Here is a 14398-nt window from a genome sequence, read left to right as displayed (position 1 = left end):
GCGGGCGGGCTCCTTACTGCTTTGCGGCAGGAGCCGGAGCGGCTGCCGCGGCAGCAGGAGCGGAGGTATCGGCCGGCTTCCACGGCACCGGCTTCACCGGCGTGCCGGGCGGCATCATCTGCAGCTTCTGGAAGCCGTCGACCATCACCTTTTCGCCGGCCTTCAGGCCGTCGATCACCACCCATTGGTTGTTCTGCGCGGCGCTGATCTTGACGGTGCGCTTGTTCAACTTGCCGTCGTCGCCCACCACCGTGACCGTGTCGCCCTGCTGCGTACGCGTCACCGCCTGTTGCGGCAGCGTGATCGCATCGGCGGCCTGCGCCTGCTCCACGCGCACACGCACGTAGAGGCCCGGCAGCAGGTTCTTGTTCGGGTTCGGCACTTCGGCGCGCAGCGTGACCTGGCCGGTCGTCGAATCCACCGTCAGGTCGGAGAAGAGCAGGCGGCCCGGCAGCGGATATTCACTGCCGTCTTCGAGCACCACGCGCACGCTGGCCGCGTTCGGGCCTTCGGCGCGCTTGAACTGGCCCGCTTCCATCTGGCGGCGCAGGCGCATCACGTCCGTCGCGGACTGCGTGAAGTTCACGTAGATCGGATCGATTTGCTGGATCACCGCGAGCTGGGTTGCATCGCCTTGGCCCACCAGTGCGCCTTCGGTCACCAGCGCACGGCCGATGCGGCCGGAAATCGGCGCCGTCACCGCGGCGTAGCCCAGGTTGATCTTGGCCGTCGTCAGCGCGGCACGGCTCACGCCCACGTCGGCTTCGGCCGTCTTCTGCGCGGCGACCGCGTTGTCGTATTCCTGCTTGCTGACCGCGTTGGCCGACACCAGCGGCTTGTAGCGCTCGGCCAGCGCCTTGGCCTGCGCTGCATTCGCTTCGGCGCGCGCGAGGCTCGCTTCGGCGCTGCGCGCGGCGGCGGCATACGGTGCGGGGTCGATCTTGAACAGCAACTGGCCGGCCTTGACGTCGCTGCCTTCCTTGAACACCCGCTCCATCATGATGCCGGCCGCACGGGCGCGAACTTCCGAAACGCGCGAGGCCTCCAGACGGCCGGGCAGTTCGGTCACAAGGCCGACGCTCGTCGGCGTTGCGACCACCACGCCCACTTCAGGCGCTGGCGGTGCTGCACCACCATGGCCGCCGGCTGCGGGCGCTTCGCTCTTGCCGCAGGCCGCGAGCGTCAGGACAACGGCGGTGGCGGCGGAAACGGCCGCAACGCGCGGCGAAAACAAAAAGGGGCGCGAGACATGCAGTTTGGGCATGCGAATCCTTTGTATCTAGGACGGGGGACAGCGCCTGTTCGCGCAGGGGCCTAAAGCAGCACGGCGAACTCGGCTATCGGGAAAGGGCGGTAGTTTACATACATTCGTGCATGTATAGTGACAGCCTTCACGCGCAAAGGGCCGATTTTAGAAACGGGAGACAAAAATGGTGAGACGCACAAAGGTAGAAGCGCAAGAGACGCGCCAGCGCCTGCTGGACGCAGCCGAAGTGCTTTTTCAGTCGCAAGGCGTGTCGCAAACCACCCTGCAGCAGATCGCCCAGCACGCCGGCGCCACGCGCGGCGCCATCTACTGGCACTTCAAGGACAAGGCCGATCTCTTCAACGCCATGATGGACCGCGTCACCCTGCCACTCGAGGCCGCGGTGCAGCAGGTGGCCAAAGACGGATCGATGGACGGCGTCGAACGCATGATGGTCGAGGCCCTGAAACTCATGACCACCGACCCGCAGATGCGCCGCGTCTTCGAGGTTGCCACCCACAAGGTCGAATACACGCACGACATGCAGTCGGTGCACCGCCGGCACCTGGACGCACGCAATGAATGCGTGGTCGATTTCGAGAAAGCCATGGTCGCCGAGGCCCGCAGCTCGCGCATCAAGCTGCCCATCCCGGCGGCGCAGGCCGCGCAGGGGCTGCACGCGCTCATCAACGGGCTCATCCAGAACTGGCTGCTCGACCCGGAAGCCTTCGACCTCGTCTCGACCGGGCGACGGACCTTCCGCGTCTATCTTGCGGGGCTGGGTTTCGGAAAGTCCGAGCCGGGGTGCGGCTGATAGGCGATAATGTCGGGCTTCCGACAACGTCGGAGCCCAGATCCTCGCTGTATTTCAACGGATAGAATTCGGCCCTCCGAAGGCTGAGATCCAGGTTCGATTCCTGGCGGCGGGACCAGAAAAAACCCTCAAATTGCCCGTTTCCCTCTGTAGACCCACTCTGACAGAGCGAGAAAAAGGGGCTTAAGCGCCGACAGACGGCGATAATTGCGGTACGGAAAGCGGTACGAAGCGGGATGGGCTCGCAGTTCGTACCGCTTTTCGTGTTCGGGCGTTGGAGGCCCGACCGCATGAAACTCACTGATGCAAAGGTGCGCGCTGCCCGGCCTACCCCCGGCGCGGCCCGCACGAAGATTGCCGACGGAAAGGGGCTGGCTCTGGAGATTGACCGGCTCTCAGGTGACCGCTACGCGAAACGTTGGACGCTGCGCTATCGCCTTCGGGGCGTCGAAAAGCGCATGGTGCTCGGCACCTATCCGGAACTGACCTTGAACGATGCGCGCGAGCGCAGCGCGAAGGCACGGCGAGAAGTGGCCGACGGGGGCGACCCGCTCGTGACGCGCCAGCGCGAGCAGGAGCGCCGGAAAGCCGTTGGCGACGGCACTTTTGCAGATGTCGCCGCCGCCACGCTGGAAGCCAAGCGCGAAGGCTGGACGCCGGGCTATGCCGCGAAATGGTGGCGCTACATCGAGGCCGATCTGATTCCCTCGATGGGTGCCCGGGCGGTCGCGGATATCACTGCGCAAGACCTCTTGCGCGAAATCCGGCGCATCGAGGCGCGCGGTGTCGTCGAGATTGCCAAGCGCGTGATGAAAGGCGCAGAGGCGGTTTTCTCGCACGCGCTGGCGCTCGGGATGGTCGAGCGGAACCCGGTGCTCGATGTGTTGCCGTTGATCAAGACCGCACCGCCGCCCAAACCCCACGCGGCCGTTTTCGACCGGAAGGCATTGGGCGCGATGCTGCGCGACTTGCGCGACTACGCCAGCGCGCCGGGTCGTCACATCTTCGTTCAACATGCCGCGCTGGCGCAGTTTCATACCGCGCAGCGGCCGGCGATGGTGAACGGCATGCGGTGGGAGCACATCGACCTCAAGCGCCGCGAATGGCGCGTGCCGTTGGAAACCATGAAGGGGCGTCTCGCCGCGAAGGTCCGCGCCGCAGCAGTCAGTCGCGTGCACGTCGTGCCCCTGTCCCGGCAGATGATGACCATCATCGAGGCCCAGCGCGCGGCGGTGCCCGACGATGTGCCTTTCGTCTTTCCGAGCACGGTCGCGAGCCGGCAGCGCACGACGCCGATCAGCGAAAACACGGTCGGACATGCCTTGCAGCGCTTGGGCTTCGAGCAATCTGCGCACGGTACTAGGTCTTTGTTTCTCACGCTGATGCAGGAAGACGCGAAAGTCGCGTTTGATCATCTCGACCCGGTGCTCGCGCACGGCAAAAGCGGCGTGCGTGGCGCGTATGACCATGCGCAGTTTCTCGAAGAGCGGCCGGCGATCATGCAGCGGTGGAGTGATCTGCTCGACGCTCTGCGCGATGGCGGCAAGGTGCTCCCCATGCGCCGGAAGTCGGCAGCATGATCGGCGGGCCGGAAGCGCTGCGGCGCACGCATTACCCGCTGCGGGAAGTCGCCGAGCACTTCAAGGTCGCGCCGGCCGACTTGCTCGCGCTCGCCTTGCGAGAGACGACGCCGGGCGGGCTGATCCTTTGCAATCTCCACGGTGCAGCAGGGCCAACTGTGGCGATCTCGACGTGGCCGGCCGACGACTGGTTTCCGCCGAAGATTGACGATCTGGCAGGAATGCCGCGAAGTCTGCCCGTCGGGCTGGCATTCATCGACGATGGCGCATTGCGCCGAGTCATGGATGGCAGGCGCGCCCTCATCGAACAGGTAGGGGGATTTGAGGCCCGCAAGCTGGTTGCAATCCGCTTCGAGCCGGCCATCGAGATCGGGCTCGACGATCTCGTGATCCTGGCCGATGGCATTGACCGGCTTGCCGCCATGCTCGGCACGCGGCCCGAACCGGAGCCGCCGATCGACCCCCAGCCTCCGCGCCCGACGAAGGGCGGCAAGCGCCCGCTGCCCGAGAGTGACGCTGACGACATCGAGGCCGAACTCGTCAGGATGTTCGGCAGCATTGCGCGGGTGCCGCTTCCACCGAAGCCCGGAACGCGTTACGAACTTCGCAAGACCTTGGCCGATCCCTATCCCGGCAAATCGCGCTTTACCCGAGCTTGGTCTGCGCTCTGCAAACGCCATCCGCGCCTAGCGCAGAAGTGACCCGCGCCACCCCTCGCAAGAAACGCAAGGGGTTCATTTCGTAAGGTGCAAGGGGTATCGCCGACCCCTATGTCGCGCCCAAAGTCGCCCTCATCGAACATCAGGAGCGCGACACCATGACCCCCGCCAAACTTGCCGCCGCCGAGAAGCGCGACGGTTCTCCGCACGCGAAAAAGGGCTCGGTGGCGCGCGCAACGCCAAGCAGTGTCAGCCGGGCACCCGCTGAGCGTCGCAAGCTCTGGATTGACGTGCATGAGGTTGCCGCACGCTACGACATCGCCCCCGAACTGGTACGAGTTTGGGCGCGCCAAGGTGTCATTCCATCGGGGGTCGTTTTCTCCGAGCGCGTCACGCGCTGGTCGGTCGCTGCGCTGGACGCTCACGACGCCGAACTGCTCGCCAAAGAGGCGCAGAGAGCCGCCTGACAAAAGGAAGCCGGTCGGCCGATCCGGTCCCGGCATCAAGTTCCACGAACCCGGCGCGGTCGTAACGCGCCATCAGGAGCGAGCCATGAGCCGTCCCGACAGTCGCGATTCTCGTCGTTCATCGCCGCCTCGCAAGGGCAAGCGGCGACCCGGCCGACGTGAGCGCGAAGCCGCGAAGGCCCGCCGCCATCCCGAGCCCGTGGGCTCGATCGCCGGGCAAGCCGCAAGGTAGATCGTCATGAGCGCCGCCGATATCGCCGGGCTCGTGCTCGACTTCTGCGCCGGCATCGACCTCGCGCTCTCGGCGCGTCGCAGGACCGACAAAGCTCGCACCGACCATGGCATGCGAGGGAACATTCGCAGCGGTCGTGCGCTGCTGCGATGCCTGCACTTCGAGGGCGCGGTGCTCTTCGAGCTGCTGCATCGCACTTGGCCCCGGCTCGACGCCGCGCTCGAAGAGGCGGGCCGATGACTGCCGCCGCCGATCTTGTCGACCTTGCCGCCCTCGCGCCCGGTGAGCATCGCGTGCGGTGCCCGAATTGCGGGCGCGACAAGCCCGGCGACAAGACGCTCGGCGTGACGGTCGATCAATCCGGTTTCGTCGCGCATTGCCATCGGTGCCACCACATCGAACACGCGCACGCGAGTCGGCGCACGAAGCGCGTGGGCAAGCCGCCGCCAATTGCGCGCGCAGTCGCACGGCATGAGCGTCTGAGCGACGCTGGTGTCGCGCTGTGGCAGTCGACGCGCGAGCTGTTCGATGACGATTCGCCCGCCGCCCGCTACCTGCGCGCGCGGGCTTGCCCGATCCCCCGGCATTCGTCGCTGCGCTGGCTCGACCGCCATGCGCACCCCAGCGGCTACTGCGGCCCGTGCCTCGTCGCGCTGATTCGGGACGTGCTGACCGGCGAGCCGATCTCGCTGCATTGCACCTGGCTGACCCGCGACGGCACGAAAGCCCCCATCGACCCGGCGCGCCGGTTCCTGCCCGGCCATCGCAAGCAAGGCGGCGTGATCGAACTCGCGCACCCCTCGAACTTCGCGGGTGTCGTCGGCGTCGCCGAAGGCATCGAGACCGGGCTCGCGATGATGCACGTCGGGCTCGAATTCGTATGGAGTGCCATCGATGCGGGCAACCTCGCAGCGCTGCCCGTCGTGCCCGGCGTGGCGCAGCTCTGGATTGCCGCCGATGGCGATCCACCCGGCCGCAGCGCGGCCGAATCATGCGCGGCGCGCTATCGGGCGAGCGGCGTCGACGACGTGCGTATCTGGCACGCGCCCGACGGGCTCGACCTCGCAGACCTTGCCGCCGATCCCGAGGAGACACCATGACCGCGAAAAAGGCAGCGGATGCCCTGCGCGACGCGCAACCCTTCGGCGAACCCCAGCGGTCGCGGCGGCGGGCGCAACCCGTCAACGGGCACAGCGAAGAGGCGCGCGCGCTCAACGGCTTCGAGCTGGATGCGCCAGCGGATGCCGTGCCCATCGGCGAGACCGAGGATGAACTCGCGCAGGTGTTCGCCCTTCGAGCCGCCCCGATGCTGCGCCGCTCGCCCGGTCTCGGCTGGATGCACTACGACGGCAGGATTTGGCAGCGCGACGAGTCGCTGATCGCGTACGACCTTTCGCGCGATGTCTGCCGGGAGGCCGCTGCCCGCCACGACCGCGCGCGAGTGCGGCTCGGGTCGGCGCGCACGCGCAATGGCGTGCTCGCGCTGGCCGAAGCGGACCCGCGATTGGGCGTGCCCGTGGCCGACTGGGACCGCGAGCCCTTCGAGCTGAACACGCCGACGGGCATCGTCGACCTGCGAACCGGCAGCATGCGCCCGCGCGTCGCGACCGACTACGTGACCATGTGCACGAGCGTCGGCCCCGACCCCTTCGGCGACTGCCCGCGCTTCAAGAGCTTTCTGGCCGAAGTCTTCCCGGGCGACGACGGCGAGGGCGACGTGCAGATGATCGAATTCGTGCAGCGATGGCTCGGCTACTGCCTCACTGCCGACACCCGCGAGCAGGTGCTTGCGTTCGCGCTTGGCACGGGCAGCAACGGCAAGAGCGTCTTGACCGACCTGACGGAATCGCTCTGGGGCACCTACGCGGTCAAGCTCCCGAGCGCGACGCTCATGCAGGCGCGCGGCGAGCGCCACCCGACGGGGCTTGCGATGCTGCGGGCCAAGCGGCTTGCGATCAGCTCGGAACTTGAGGAAGGGCAGCACTTCGCCGAGAGCCTCGTGAAAGAACTCACCGGCGACGCGACTCTGAGCGCTCGCTACATGCGCCAGGACTTCTTTACCTTCCGGCTCACGCAAAAGCACTTGATCGTCGGCAACACCCGCCCCCGGCTGCACGGCGGCGATGCCGCCATGGCGCGGCGCGTCTTGCTGGTGCCGTTCAACGCGAAGTTCTCCGGCTCGCGCATCGACAAGTCGCTGCTCGCCAAGCTGAGAGCCGAAGGCCCGGCCATCCTGCAATGGGCGATTCGCGGGGCGGCGCTCTGGTATGCGTCGGGGCTCGCGGTGCCCGACAGCGTGCGCGCCGCATCGGCGGACTACATGGAAGAGCACGACGACATCCGCAACTGGATCGCCGAACGCTGCGAGCGAACCGGTCGCATGCGCGCGCAGCCCGCTTACGAGTCGTTCGCTCTGTGGAAGCGCGAGCGCGGCGAAAACGCCCCGTCGGCGACGGTCTTCGGCAACCGGATCACGCAAATCGAGGGCATCGCCAAGCGCAAGAGCAATGGCGTCTGGTACGAGGGAATCTCGCTCACGCCGTCGGCGAGCGAGCGCATTGCCGAAGCTGCCTATCGGGCGCGCTTTCGCGATGAATGAGAGACCGAAATGGAACACTTGGAACACTTTGACTGTTTGCGACGTACGCGCGCGCGCACGCGATATACGTCCATAACGTGCGAAGTGTTCCAACCCTTCCAACTGGCGGCATGTCTCGCACTGCGAGCGCTTAAAAAATGAGCATCGCCGCACTCGTCACGGGCAAGCTCGCCGACAACCCCGAGCGCCGGGTCGGGCCATCGGGCAAGTCGTTCGCGCTCGGGCATCTCATCGCCGACGACGGCGAGCATGTTCACCGCGTGACGCTCTTCGCGTTCCGTGAATCGGCGCAAGAGGTCTTGCTCGCGCTCGGCACGGGCGCAGCGCTCTCGGCGAGCGGCGCGCTCAAGCTCTCCACCTGGACGCCCAAGGATGGCGGCGAGCCCCGCGTGCAGGCGAGCATGGTCGTCGATGCACTCTTGACCTTGCACGAGCGCGCACAGGTCGACCGTGCGGTGCGCCGGGCTCGCGACGCATCGAAGCAGCGCGGGAGCATCGAGCGCAGCCATCGCGAAACCCGGGCCATCTGGCACGGCAACGGCGGTGCATCCGGGTTCGATGACCTGCAAGACGATGAACCCTGAAAGGAGTTCGGACCATGAAGACGCCGCCGATCACCACATCGCTATCGCTCGCCCTGCGTCTCGGTGTTGACCATGCCCGCATCCTGCGCGCCATCGACCGCGCCGCGCTGGACCATCGCAAGGTCGGTGCTGCTGGTGCATGGAGTACCCATGCCACCCCGCGCACGTTCGTCGATGCGAGAGGTCGGGCCTGCGGGTGCTGGCAATTCACACTTGAGGGGTTGTTCCTCGTCGGTTCGTACCTGCCGCACACGCCACGTAAGCTGCGCTGGCAATGCGACGTAGCGAAGGCACTCTCGCAGCGAATCGATGAGCAGGGACTCGGCGAGCAGATGGATGCATGGCTGCTTCGGCATGTCGGGCCAGCGAGCGAGCCATGACCCGCCGCAGAGGGCTCGCCATCTTCGCCACGGGGGCGCGGCTCGACGACCGGGGGGTTTTGGATTTGCTCGCGGTCGGTGACCGGAAACCTAGCATCGCCCACGGCAAGAGCACAAAGGCCCCCGATTCGCCCGCCTCGCCGGACTTGAATCCGCGCCGCAGCGGGCCAAGAATGGGCGTCACGACCGCCGCTGACCTACACCCGAGGGACGTTGACCATGACCGCACGCCGAAGGATCGATCCTGATGTCGCGACGCCCGGGGCCGACTACCTGCGAGCCGTCGTGCTGAACACGAAGGCATCGCACGCCGACCGCATGAAGGCTGCATTGGCTTTGGCACCGCTCGAAAAAGCCGTCGCCACACGTGCGCACGAACTGGGTAAGCGAGCGCGAGAACGGAAGGCAGCGACCGAGCCGAGCGGCGACGGCTGGGATGCGCTGCTGACCCCGCCGAAGCGCGCGCAGTGATCTCGGGCGCTCGAAGATCGCCGCCGCGAAGAACATCGGCGAGCGACTTCCGACGGCACCCAATTGGGACGAGCGGCCCGCAACTAATGGCGCAAATCGGTGCTCGGGAGTCCTTTGCGAGTGTCAGCCCGTGCACAATGCCGGCGTCCAAAAGTCAGCAAAAGGCATCGCCGTTCATGATGGAAATCCTTCGCGATTCAGCTTGGCAATTTGTCGGGATAGTCCTAGCGCTGCTCAGCATCGTTGCGACGTTCGCGGTCTACTTGTGGCAGCGGCAGACGAAGGAACTGGCCTTCGGCGTAGTTTCGTCGAGACGACCCATAGCAATCGCCGATGAGCTTTCGTCACGCGTCACGGTGCATGTAGATGGCAAGCCCGTCGAAAACCTTCGCCTGATGGTCTTTGGCCTGAAGAACTCGGGGCACCGCGCCATAGCCGTGGCCGACTTCGAGCGTCCGCTGTCTGTTGCCTTCGGCGGCGGTCAAATTGTCTCGGCCGAGATCGCTAGCCAGCATCCGAAGAATCTCGGTGCCGAGCTTAGCTTCAGCAATTCGAACGTAGTGCTGTCTCCGATGCTCTTGAACCCCGGCGATCAATTGCTCATTCAAGTCCTGTTGTCCGCCGCGAAGCCTGAGTGGTCACTCGACGCCCGCATCGTCGACGTGCCTTCGATTGCGCCGATCAATGCGGCACCCCGATTGCCGCCTTTTTTTCAATCCGCCATGCCTGAGTCAATCGCGTTTGTTCTCGCTCTAGCCGTGGGAGCTTTCTTGCTTGAAAAGGAGAAGAAAGGCTCGGTCATGCTGTTCGGGCTGGCGGCGTTCATGCTGATCATCAGCGGTGTGCATCGCTGGGTGCATGGGCTAGGCAAATCTGCAAGACGAATGCTCGACGCCTAGCGGCGCGTCAAGCGCAAGTACAGGAAGGTAATGCGAGAGGAGCTGAAATCCGGCCCCATGAGCGCGAGACCGCCGTCGACGCACTCGTGCATTGCCGCACTCGTGATCGCGTCTCCTGCGACCGGCCCGGGCCAGCGGCGAGCATTCCTAGCGCCCGCTCGGCTGCCGCCCGAGATAGTCGTGAATCCAGAAACGCGCCTTGTCCGCAAGGGCAGCGGTCGCGGCTTTGGCATCGCCGCCGGCCCCGAGTGCGACTGATAGGCGGCACATCGTGACGCCCGCGCGCTTCACTTCGGCGGTGTAGAGGTTGCCCCTCCTGAAGCGCTTCCATCGTCCATTCGGGCGGTGCGAGTGGCGCGCTTGTCCTGCCCGCGCTCGCCTTGTCTAGATTCATCGCTCTTCCTCCGGCGCAAGGCTTGCCCTCTATACGGGACAGCTCTTGTTCAAACCGGGCGTCAATGTACTCCTGTGCGGGCGCAGAATGAAGCCGCAATGCTGCGCCCGCGCAATTCATCGCGACTCGTCGACGAACATCTAGATCGCGAGCACGCGCTCGCCCGGCTCGGCGAAGTCGATGCGCAACTGCGACGCGCTCGCTGCGGCTTGCCCGGCAACGTGTTCCAGGTGGAAGCGCTGGAGGCGCGGCGCGCGCGCTTGCGTGCATTGGTCGCGTGCTCATCGCGCCTCGGGTATCTCACGCGCCGCCGCTGAACGCGCTCTCTCTTTGTGTTTGCATTTCCGCGCTGACGGCTTACTCTTGCCAGTGATCGCGCGACGGTGGCACCGGTGCTCTTGCAGTAAATCCGGCTCGGTCTTTTCTCCAATGAAAGGACTTGCCATGATGAGCATTCACCGGTCGCACGGGCGCACCCCGCACAGCGACGACGGCGGTCTCCCGCCCCCCATCCCTTCGCTCGGCGAACTGCTTCGTCAGAAGCTCGCGCAGGACGATCCGCCGCAGGACGGCGAACGCGATGCAGCCGACGAGGCCGTCGCCGCGATCTGCGCCGCAGCTTCCCGCGCCGGTGCTGATGACGTGCAGGAGGTTCGGCCATGACTTCCGCACTCCTGTCGACGCGCCGCACGCATCCCGCCCACGAACGCACCCGCATCGCCTCTGTGCGCCCTGACCGTGGCGAGCAGGTGCTTCGCGCTATCGGTCTTACATGGGCCGCTGGTGCCGCGAGTGTGAGCGTCGGCCGCATCGCGAGCGAACGTCTGGACGGCAAGGACGATCCCGCCGCGATGCGGGCGCTCCTGAAGATCGTCACGCGCGCGGCGCAATCCCCAGCCATGACGGATGTAGATGCATGGGCCGGCGCGCTCGCGCTGCACCAGAGCGTCGAGGCACTGCTCGACCTGCTCGCCGAGGAAGACAGCGTGCTCGCGCAACTGCCCGCCTCGCGCTATGCCTTCGCGGGCCGGGGCTTGGTCCGGGTGCCGGTGCGCATCTCGGGGTCGACCCTGACCGCGACATTCAGGCGCGAGGGCGACCCGATGCGGGTCGGCGGCTTGACGCTGGCGAGCCTCGAACTCGCGCCGCTCGGGGTCGGCGTTCTGAGCACGACGACGAACGAAATGCTCGAAAGCGCATTGCCCGACGAGCTGGAGACCATCGTTCGCGAAGCCGTGCTCGGCGACACGAGCCGCATGCTCGACTCGATCCTCTTCGATGACGTGCCGGCCGATGGCGTGCGTCCTGCGGGCTTGCAGGCGGTCGGAACGGTGACGCCGGGCACGGGCTCCGATGCTGCCTCGATCGCGAGCGACATGCGCGCCGCACTCACGCGATTGCATGCTGCCGGTTACGGCAACCCGACCACGACAAGGTGGGTCGTGAACAGCGAGGTCGCCGCGTCGCTGGCCGAACAGTCCGACGAAATGCGGATGAACGGAACGTTCCTGAAAATCGAGGTCGTGAGCGGGCTCTCGGTGCCGAGCGACGCGATCTTTCTGATGGACTGCCGCGCCGTGGCCATCGCGATGGAACTGCCGCGCTTCGAGTCGGGCACCGAGGCTTCCATCGTCGAGCAGGACGGCACGCCGTTTACGGGCGGCGTCACCGGCCCGGTAGGGACGCTCGATGCCGGCGTGCCGGCTCGCAGCCTCTTTCAATCGAATAGCAGCTCGCTGCGCGGGACATGGCCGATCAATTGGGCGCTTGCCGCTCCCGGCGCTGTGCAGGTGATCACGCCGCAGGAGGTCGGACCATGAACGACTATTGCACCCGCGATCTCGCCGGGCTGAGCTTCACGCGCGACGGCCCGGATTTCCTCGTGCCTCTTCCGAGCGGCGGCGCGCCCGTTCGCGTGAACGCCCGGCGTCCTGATATCGCGCAGCTCGTGGCGGGGGGCGTGCTCGTGCCGAAGTCGGTGTATCAGCTCGCGACGTGGCCCGAGCGCAAGCCCGGCGCCTTCACCGCCGCCCAGGTGTATCAGCTCGCCGACCTGATCGGCGACGCGCTCGAAGGCCACGACGAGCGCAACCGCCGCGCCGGGGAGCGGGCCGCGCCCGTCCTGCCCGAGACCCCTGATCTCATCGCGCAGGCACGCGCGGCCGTCGCCAGTGCGCGCGCCGTGGCTGCTCGGGCACTCGGGCGCACCATCGAGCCCGCAGCGAGGGCATCGTGACCATGCGCCTGAGACCGCCCGCCGAGGTCCGAACGAGCGTTAAGCTCGCGCAGCTCGTGAAGAGCGGCGACCCCGCCGCTCGCACCTTTGCCGACGAGGTTCTGCGCAAGCAGCGCGAGCGCGACGCCGAGCTGACGAAGGCGCGGGCCGGTCGCCCCGAGCCCGACCCCCCCGCGTCGTTGAAAGGCCGGGCGTGACGGGGCCGCAAAATGGACAGGCGCCGGCCCGATGGGCGGGCCGGCTAACCGGTACGGCTTCGGGTTGGAGCCGTCACCGCATCGGCTGGCTACGATTGTCAGGGATGCCGCCTTTGCGAAAGCGGTACTGAAAACGGTACGAATTTGCCAGTTCTACCGGATCTCCCCTCTGAAGTTCGATTTCTGGCGGCGGGACCAATTCAAAGGCTGGAAGCTTCCACAAGCTTCCGGCCTTTTTCGTTGCGTAGCGCGAGCTGTCCGCCGGCAATCAGTCTTGCCGCGAAGTCCGGATAGATCGTCTGTTCGACTGACAACGGGCAAATTGGCAAAACGCTCTGCCTCATCGCCTTCGTGGCGTGAGCGGAAGTTAGACGCTCTGGAATCACGCCAGCAAGCTGGCGCGCAGGTCGAGTGAGAAACCACAGCGGATGGCGGACCACCAGTGCTGGAGTTCTACGTGGAGCATCCGTTCGGACTCCGCGGGTGAGATGCTCGCGTCTGCGCACCAGCTGATTGGCTGAACATGGATGTCACCAACTTGGACACGCTGGGGAATCTTGCTTGTAACGTGCTGTGAGAAACCGAGCAGGACCGAATGCTCGGTTCTGAACGCAGCGGCAAAGGCCACCACTTGGTAGAGGTCGTTGCGTCGCCAGTCAGGTCCGAGGGTTCGGTACTTGATATCGCCCACTGCGCAACTTCCGTTGAAGACCAGATCAGGATTCATCGTCAATCCAGTTTTCGAGATCGCTTTCGCTCGCTTGCTGACCGAAACACCAGGCAAGGCGCGCGACACGACATTGCGAAGACCCTCCTCGATCAGTTCGGGGGTGCGAATGAGAAACGCTGTTCCTGATTGGGCTCCTAGGTGCAGGGATACGCCCAGACTACGGAGGACAAGCTTGGCGAGCGAGACAGCAGACTTGTAGGCGCCTGACGTGCGATCAACGTGCACGAGGAGATCGGTAGGGCGCATCTCCGTGCATTGGAATCTAAAGGAGGCGCGTCGGGCGCGGGTGCGTGTGTTGTGCCGCAAGGTTGGGTTGCTCGCCAGCCGTTGGCACGCCGCCTTGAGAACTCTGTTGAGTGGTGCGTCCTCTGAAAGCTCTTCGAAGGTGCAATGCGCAACCGGTTGACCCTGCATGATGGCCAGCGTCGTCTCTACTGCTTTGAGGTGCCCTCGAACGGCTGGCAGTTCGTCGTCGAACGCGAGATAGTCTGGACGCAACCCTCGCCTCAGCAACCCTTCGACATCTTCTAAAAACCAAAGTGCGAGGATCTCGGCAAAGCTTGCATCGGCTTCGATGTTGACCTCCGACGTGTCTGTCCGAGGAGAAAGAGTGGCACGCTCGGTCAGGTAGAGGAAGTGTGATTCGGGGATTTTGGGCGCGACTTCGAGTTGAGCATCAGGAAGGCGGATGACGCCAACCATGTTCATGATCGTGACCCAGTAGCTCTCAGCGCCTGCGGGGGTGACCTGAATTACGGAGCGAGATGGCGCTTCGTCGCTCTCGTCAGTTGCACCCCACCAAGTCGAGGCCGAGGAGAACTGCCGCCCCAAGCTGCGAAGTGAGGCCGCGTCCTGAGCGCTCAGGACGAGCTCGGTAGGGCGTGACTCAACTATCTTCAGGATCCGCATG

The 14398-nt window shown here is 65.7% G+C and carries 18 protein-coding genes and 1 tRNA gene; 17 read left to right on the top strand and 2 right to left on the bottom strand.

Annotated features, from left to right (window positions below):
• Positions 1-13: 13 nt before the first annotated feature.
• Complete coding sequence (locus tag FHW64_RS22465) at positions 14-1264, bottom strand: efflux RND transporter periplasmic adaptor subunit (RefSeq protein ID WP_184530297.1); 1251 nt, start codon at positions 1262-1264, stop codon at positions 14-16.
• Between the two features lie 166 nt (positions 1265-1430).
• Between FHW64_RS22465 and FHW64_RS22460 the strand changes: the two genes are divergently transcribed.
• From FHW64_RS22460 to FHW64_RS22380, 17 genes are all read left to right on the top strand, one after another.
• Complete coding sequence (locus FHW64_RS22460; protein WP_184530295.1) at positions 1431-2060, top strand: TetR family transcriptional regulator; 630 nt, start codon at positions 1431-1433, stop codon at positions 2058-2060.
• 43 nt (positions 2061-2103) lie between these two features.
• Positions 2104-2178 (top strand) — tRNA-Arg (locus FHW64_RS22455).
• Positions 2179-2350: 172 nt separating this feature from the next.
• Positions 2351-3640, top strand: coding sequence for a phage integrase central domain-containing protein (locus FHW64_RS22450; protein ID WP_184530293.1), 1290 nt, complete (start codon positions 2351-2353; stop codon positions 3638-3640).
• Entirely contained in the window at positions 3637-4341 is a 705-nt protein-coding gene (locus FHW64_RS22445) for a hypothetical protein (RefSeq protein ID WP_184530291.1), read from the top strand. Before FHW64_RS22450 ends, FHW64_RS22445 begins: the two co-directional genes overlap by 4 nt.
• Before the next feature lie 116 nt (positions 4342-4457).
• Complete coding sequence (locus tag FHW64_RS22440) at positions 4458-4766, top strand: hypothetical protein (RefSeq protein ID WP_184530289.1); 309 nt, start codon at positions 4458-4460, stop codon at positions 4764-4766.
• A gap of 238 nt (positions 4767-5004) precedes the next feature.
• The gene (locus FHW64_RS22435) at positions 5005-5238 is read left to right on the top strand and encodes a hypothetical protein (protein ID WP_184530287.1); all 234 of its coding nucleotides are present in this window, start codon (positions 5005-5007) and stop codon (positions 5236-5238) included.
• Complete coding sequence (locus FHW64_RS22430) at positions 5235-6098, top strand: toprim domain-containing protein (RefSeq protein ID WP_184530285.1); 864 nt, start codon at positions 5235-5237, stop codon at positions 6096-6098. Before FHW64_RS22435 ends, FHW64_RS22430 begins: the two co-directional genes overlap by 4 nt.
• The gene (locus FHW64_RS22425; protein WP_184530283.1) at positions 6095-7597 is read left to right on the top strand and encodes a phage/plasmid primase, P4 family; all 1503 of its coding nucleotides are present in this window, start codon (positions 6095-6097) and stop codon (positions 7595-7597) included. The genes FHW64_RS22430 and FHW64_RS22425 overlap by 4 nt, the downstream gene beginning before the upstream one ends.
• A gap of 137 nt (positions 7598-7734) precedes the next feature.
• Entirely contained in the window at positions 7735-8181 is a 447-nt protein-coding gene (locus FHW64_RS22420) for a hypothetical protein (RefSeq protein WP_184530281.1), read from the top strand.
• Positions 8182-8195: 14 nt separating this feature from the next.
• Positions 8196-8561, top strand: a complete 366-nt coding sequence (locus FHW64_RS22415) for a hypothetical protein (RefSeq protein WP_184530279.1) — start codon at positions 8196-8198, stop codon at positions 8559-8561.
• Positions 8562-8780: 219 nt separating this feature from the next.
• Positions 8781-9032: a hypothetical protein gene (locus FHW64_RS22410; protein WP_184530277.1), complete on the top strand. Its 252-nt coding sequence runs from the start codon at positions 8781-8783 to the stop codon at positions 9030-9032.
• A 176-nt stretch (positions 9033-9208) separates the two neighbouring features.
• On the top strand, positions 9209-9931 hold the full coding sequence (locus FHW64_RS22405) for a hypothetical protein (protein ID WP_184530275.1): 723 nt from the start codon (positions 9209-9211) through the stop codon (positions 9929-9931).
• 492 nt (positions 9932-10423) lie between these two features.
• The gene (locus FHW64_RS22400; protein ID WP_184530273.1) at positions 10424-10642 is read left to right on the top strand and encodes a hypothetical protein; all 219 of its coding nucleotides are present in this window, start codon (positions 10424-10426) and stop codon (positions 10640-10642) included.
• A gap of 127 nt (positions 10643-10769) precedes the next feature.
• Positions 10770-10988 carry a hypothetical protein gene (locus FHW64_RS22395; protein WP_184530272.1) on the top strand — a complete coding sequence of 73 codons (219 nt, stop codon included), beginning with the start codon at positions 10770-10772 and terminating at the stop codon, positions 10986-10988.
• The gene (locus FHW64_RS22390; protein WP_184530270.1) at positions 10985-12145 is read left to right on the top strand and encodes a hypothetical protein; all 1161 of its coding nucleotides are present in this window, start codon (positions 10985-10987) and stop codon (positions 12143-12145) included. Before FHW64_RS22395 ends, FHW64_RS22390 begins: the two co-directional genes overlap by 4 nt.
• Positions 12142-12561 (top strand): hypothetical protein, encoded by a 420-nt coding sequence (locus FHW64_RS22385; protein ID WP_184530268.1) that lies wholly within the window; start codon positions 12142-12144, stop codon positions 12559-12561. Before FHW64_RS22390 ends, FHW64_RS22385 begins: the two co-directional genes overlap by 4 nt.
• On the top strand, positions 12558-12758 hold the full coding sequence (locus tag FHW64_RS22380) for a hypothetical protein (RefSeq protein WP_184530266.1): 201 nt from the start codon (positions 12558-12560) through the stop codon (positions 12756-12758). The genes FHW64_RS22385 and FHW64_RS22380 overlap by 4 nt, the downstream gene beginning before the upstream one ends.
• 382 nt (positions 12759-13140) lie before the next feature.
• Here the strand turns inward: FHW64_RS22380 and FHW64_RS22375 are convergent, their stop codons facing one another.
• Positions 13141-14397, bottom strand: a complete 1257-nt coding sequence (locus FHW64_RS22375) for an McrC family protein (RefSeq protein ID WP_184530264.1) — start codon at positions 14395-14397, stop codon at positions 13141-13143.
• Between the last annotated feature and the right edge of the window lies 1 nt (position 14398).

The organism is Variovorax sp. Sphag1AA, assembly GCF_014192575.1.
Taxonomy (GTDB): domain Bacteria; phylum Pseudomonadota; class Gammaproteobacteria; order Burkholderiales; family Burkholderiaceae_C; genus Variovorax.
This window is presented reverse-complemented; position numbering and strand designations above follow the sequence as displayed.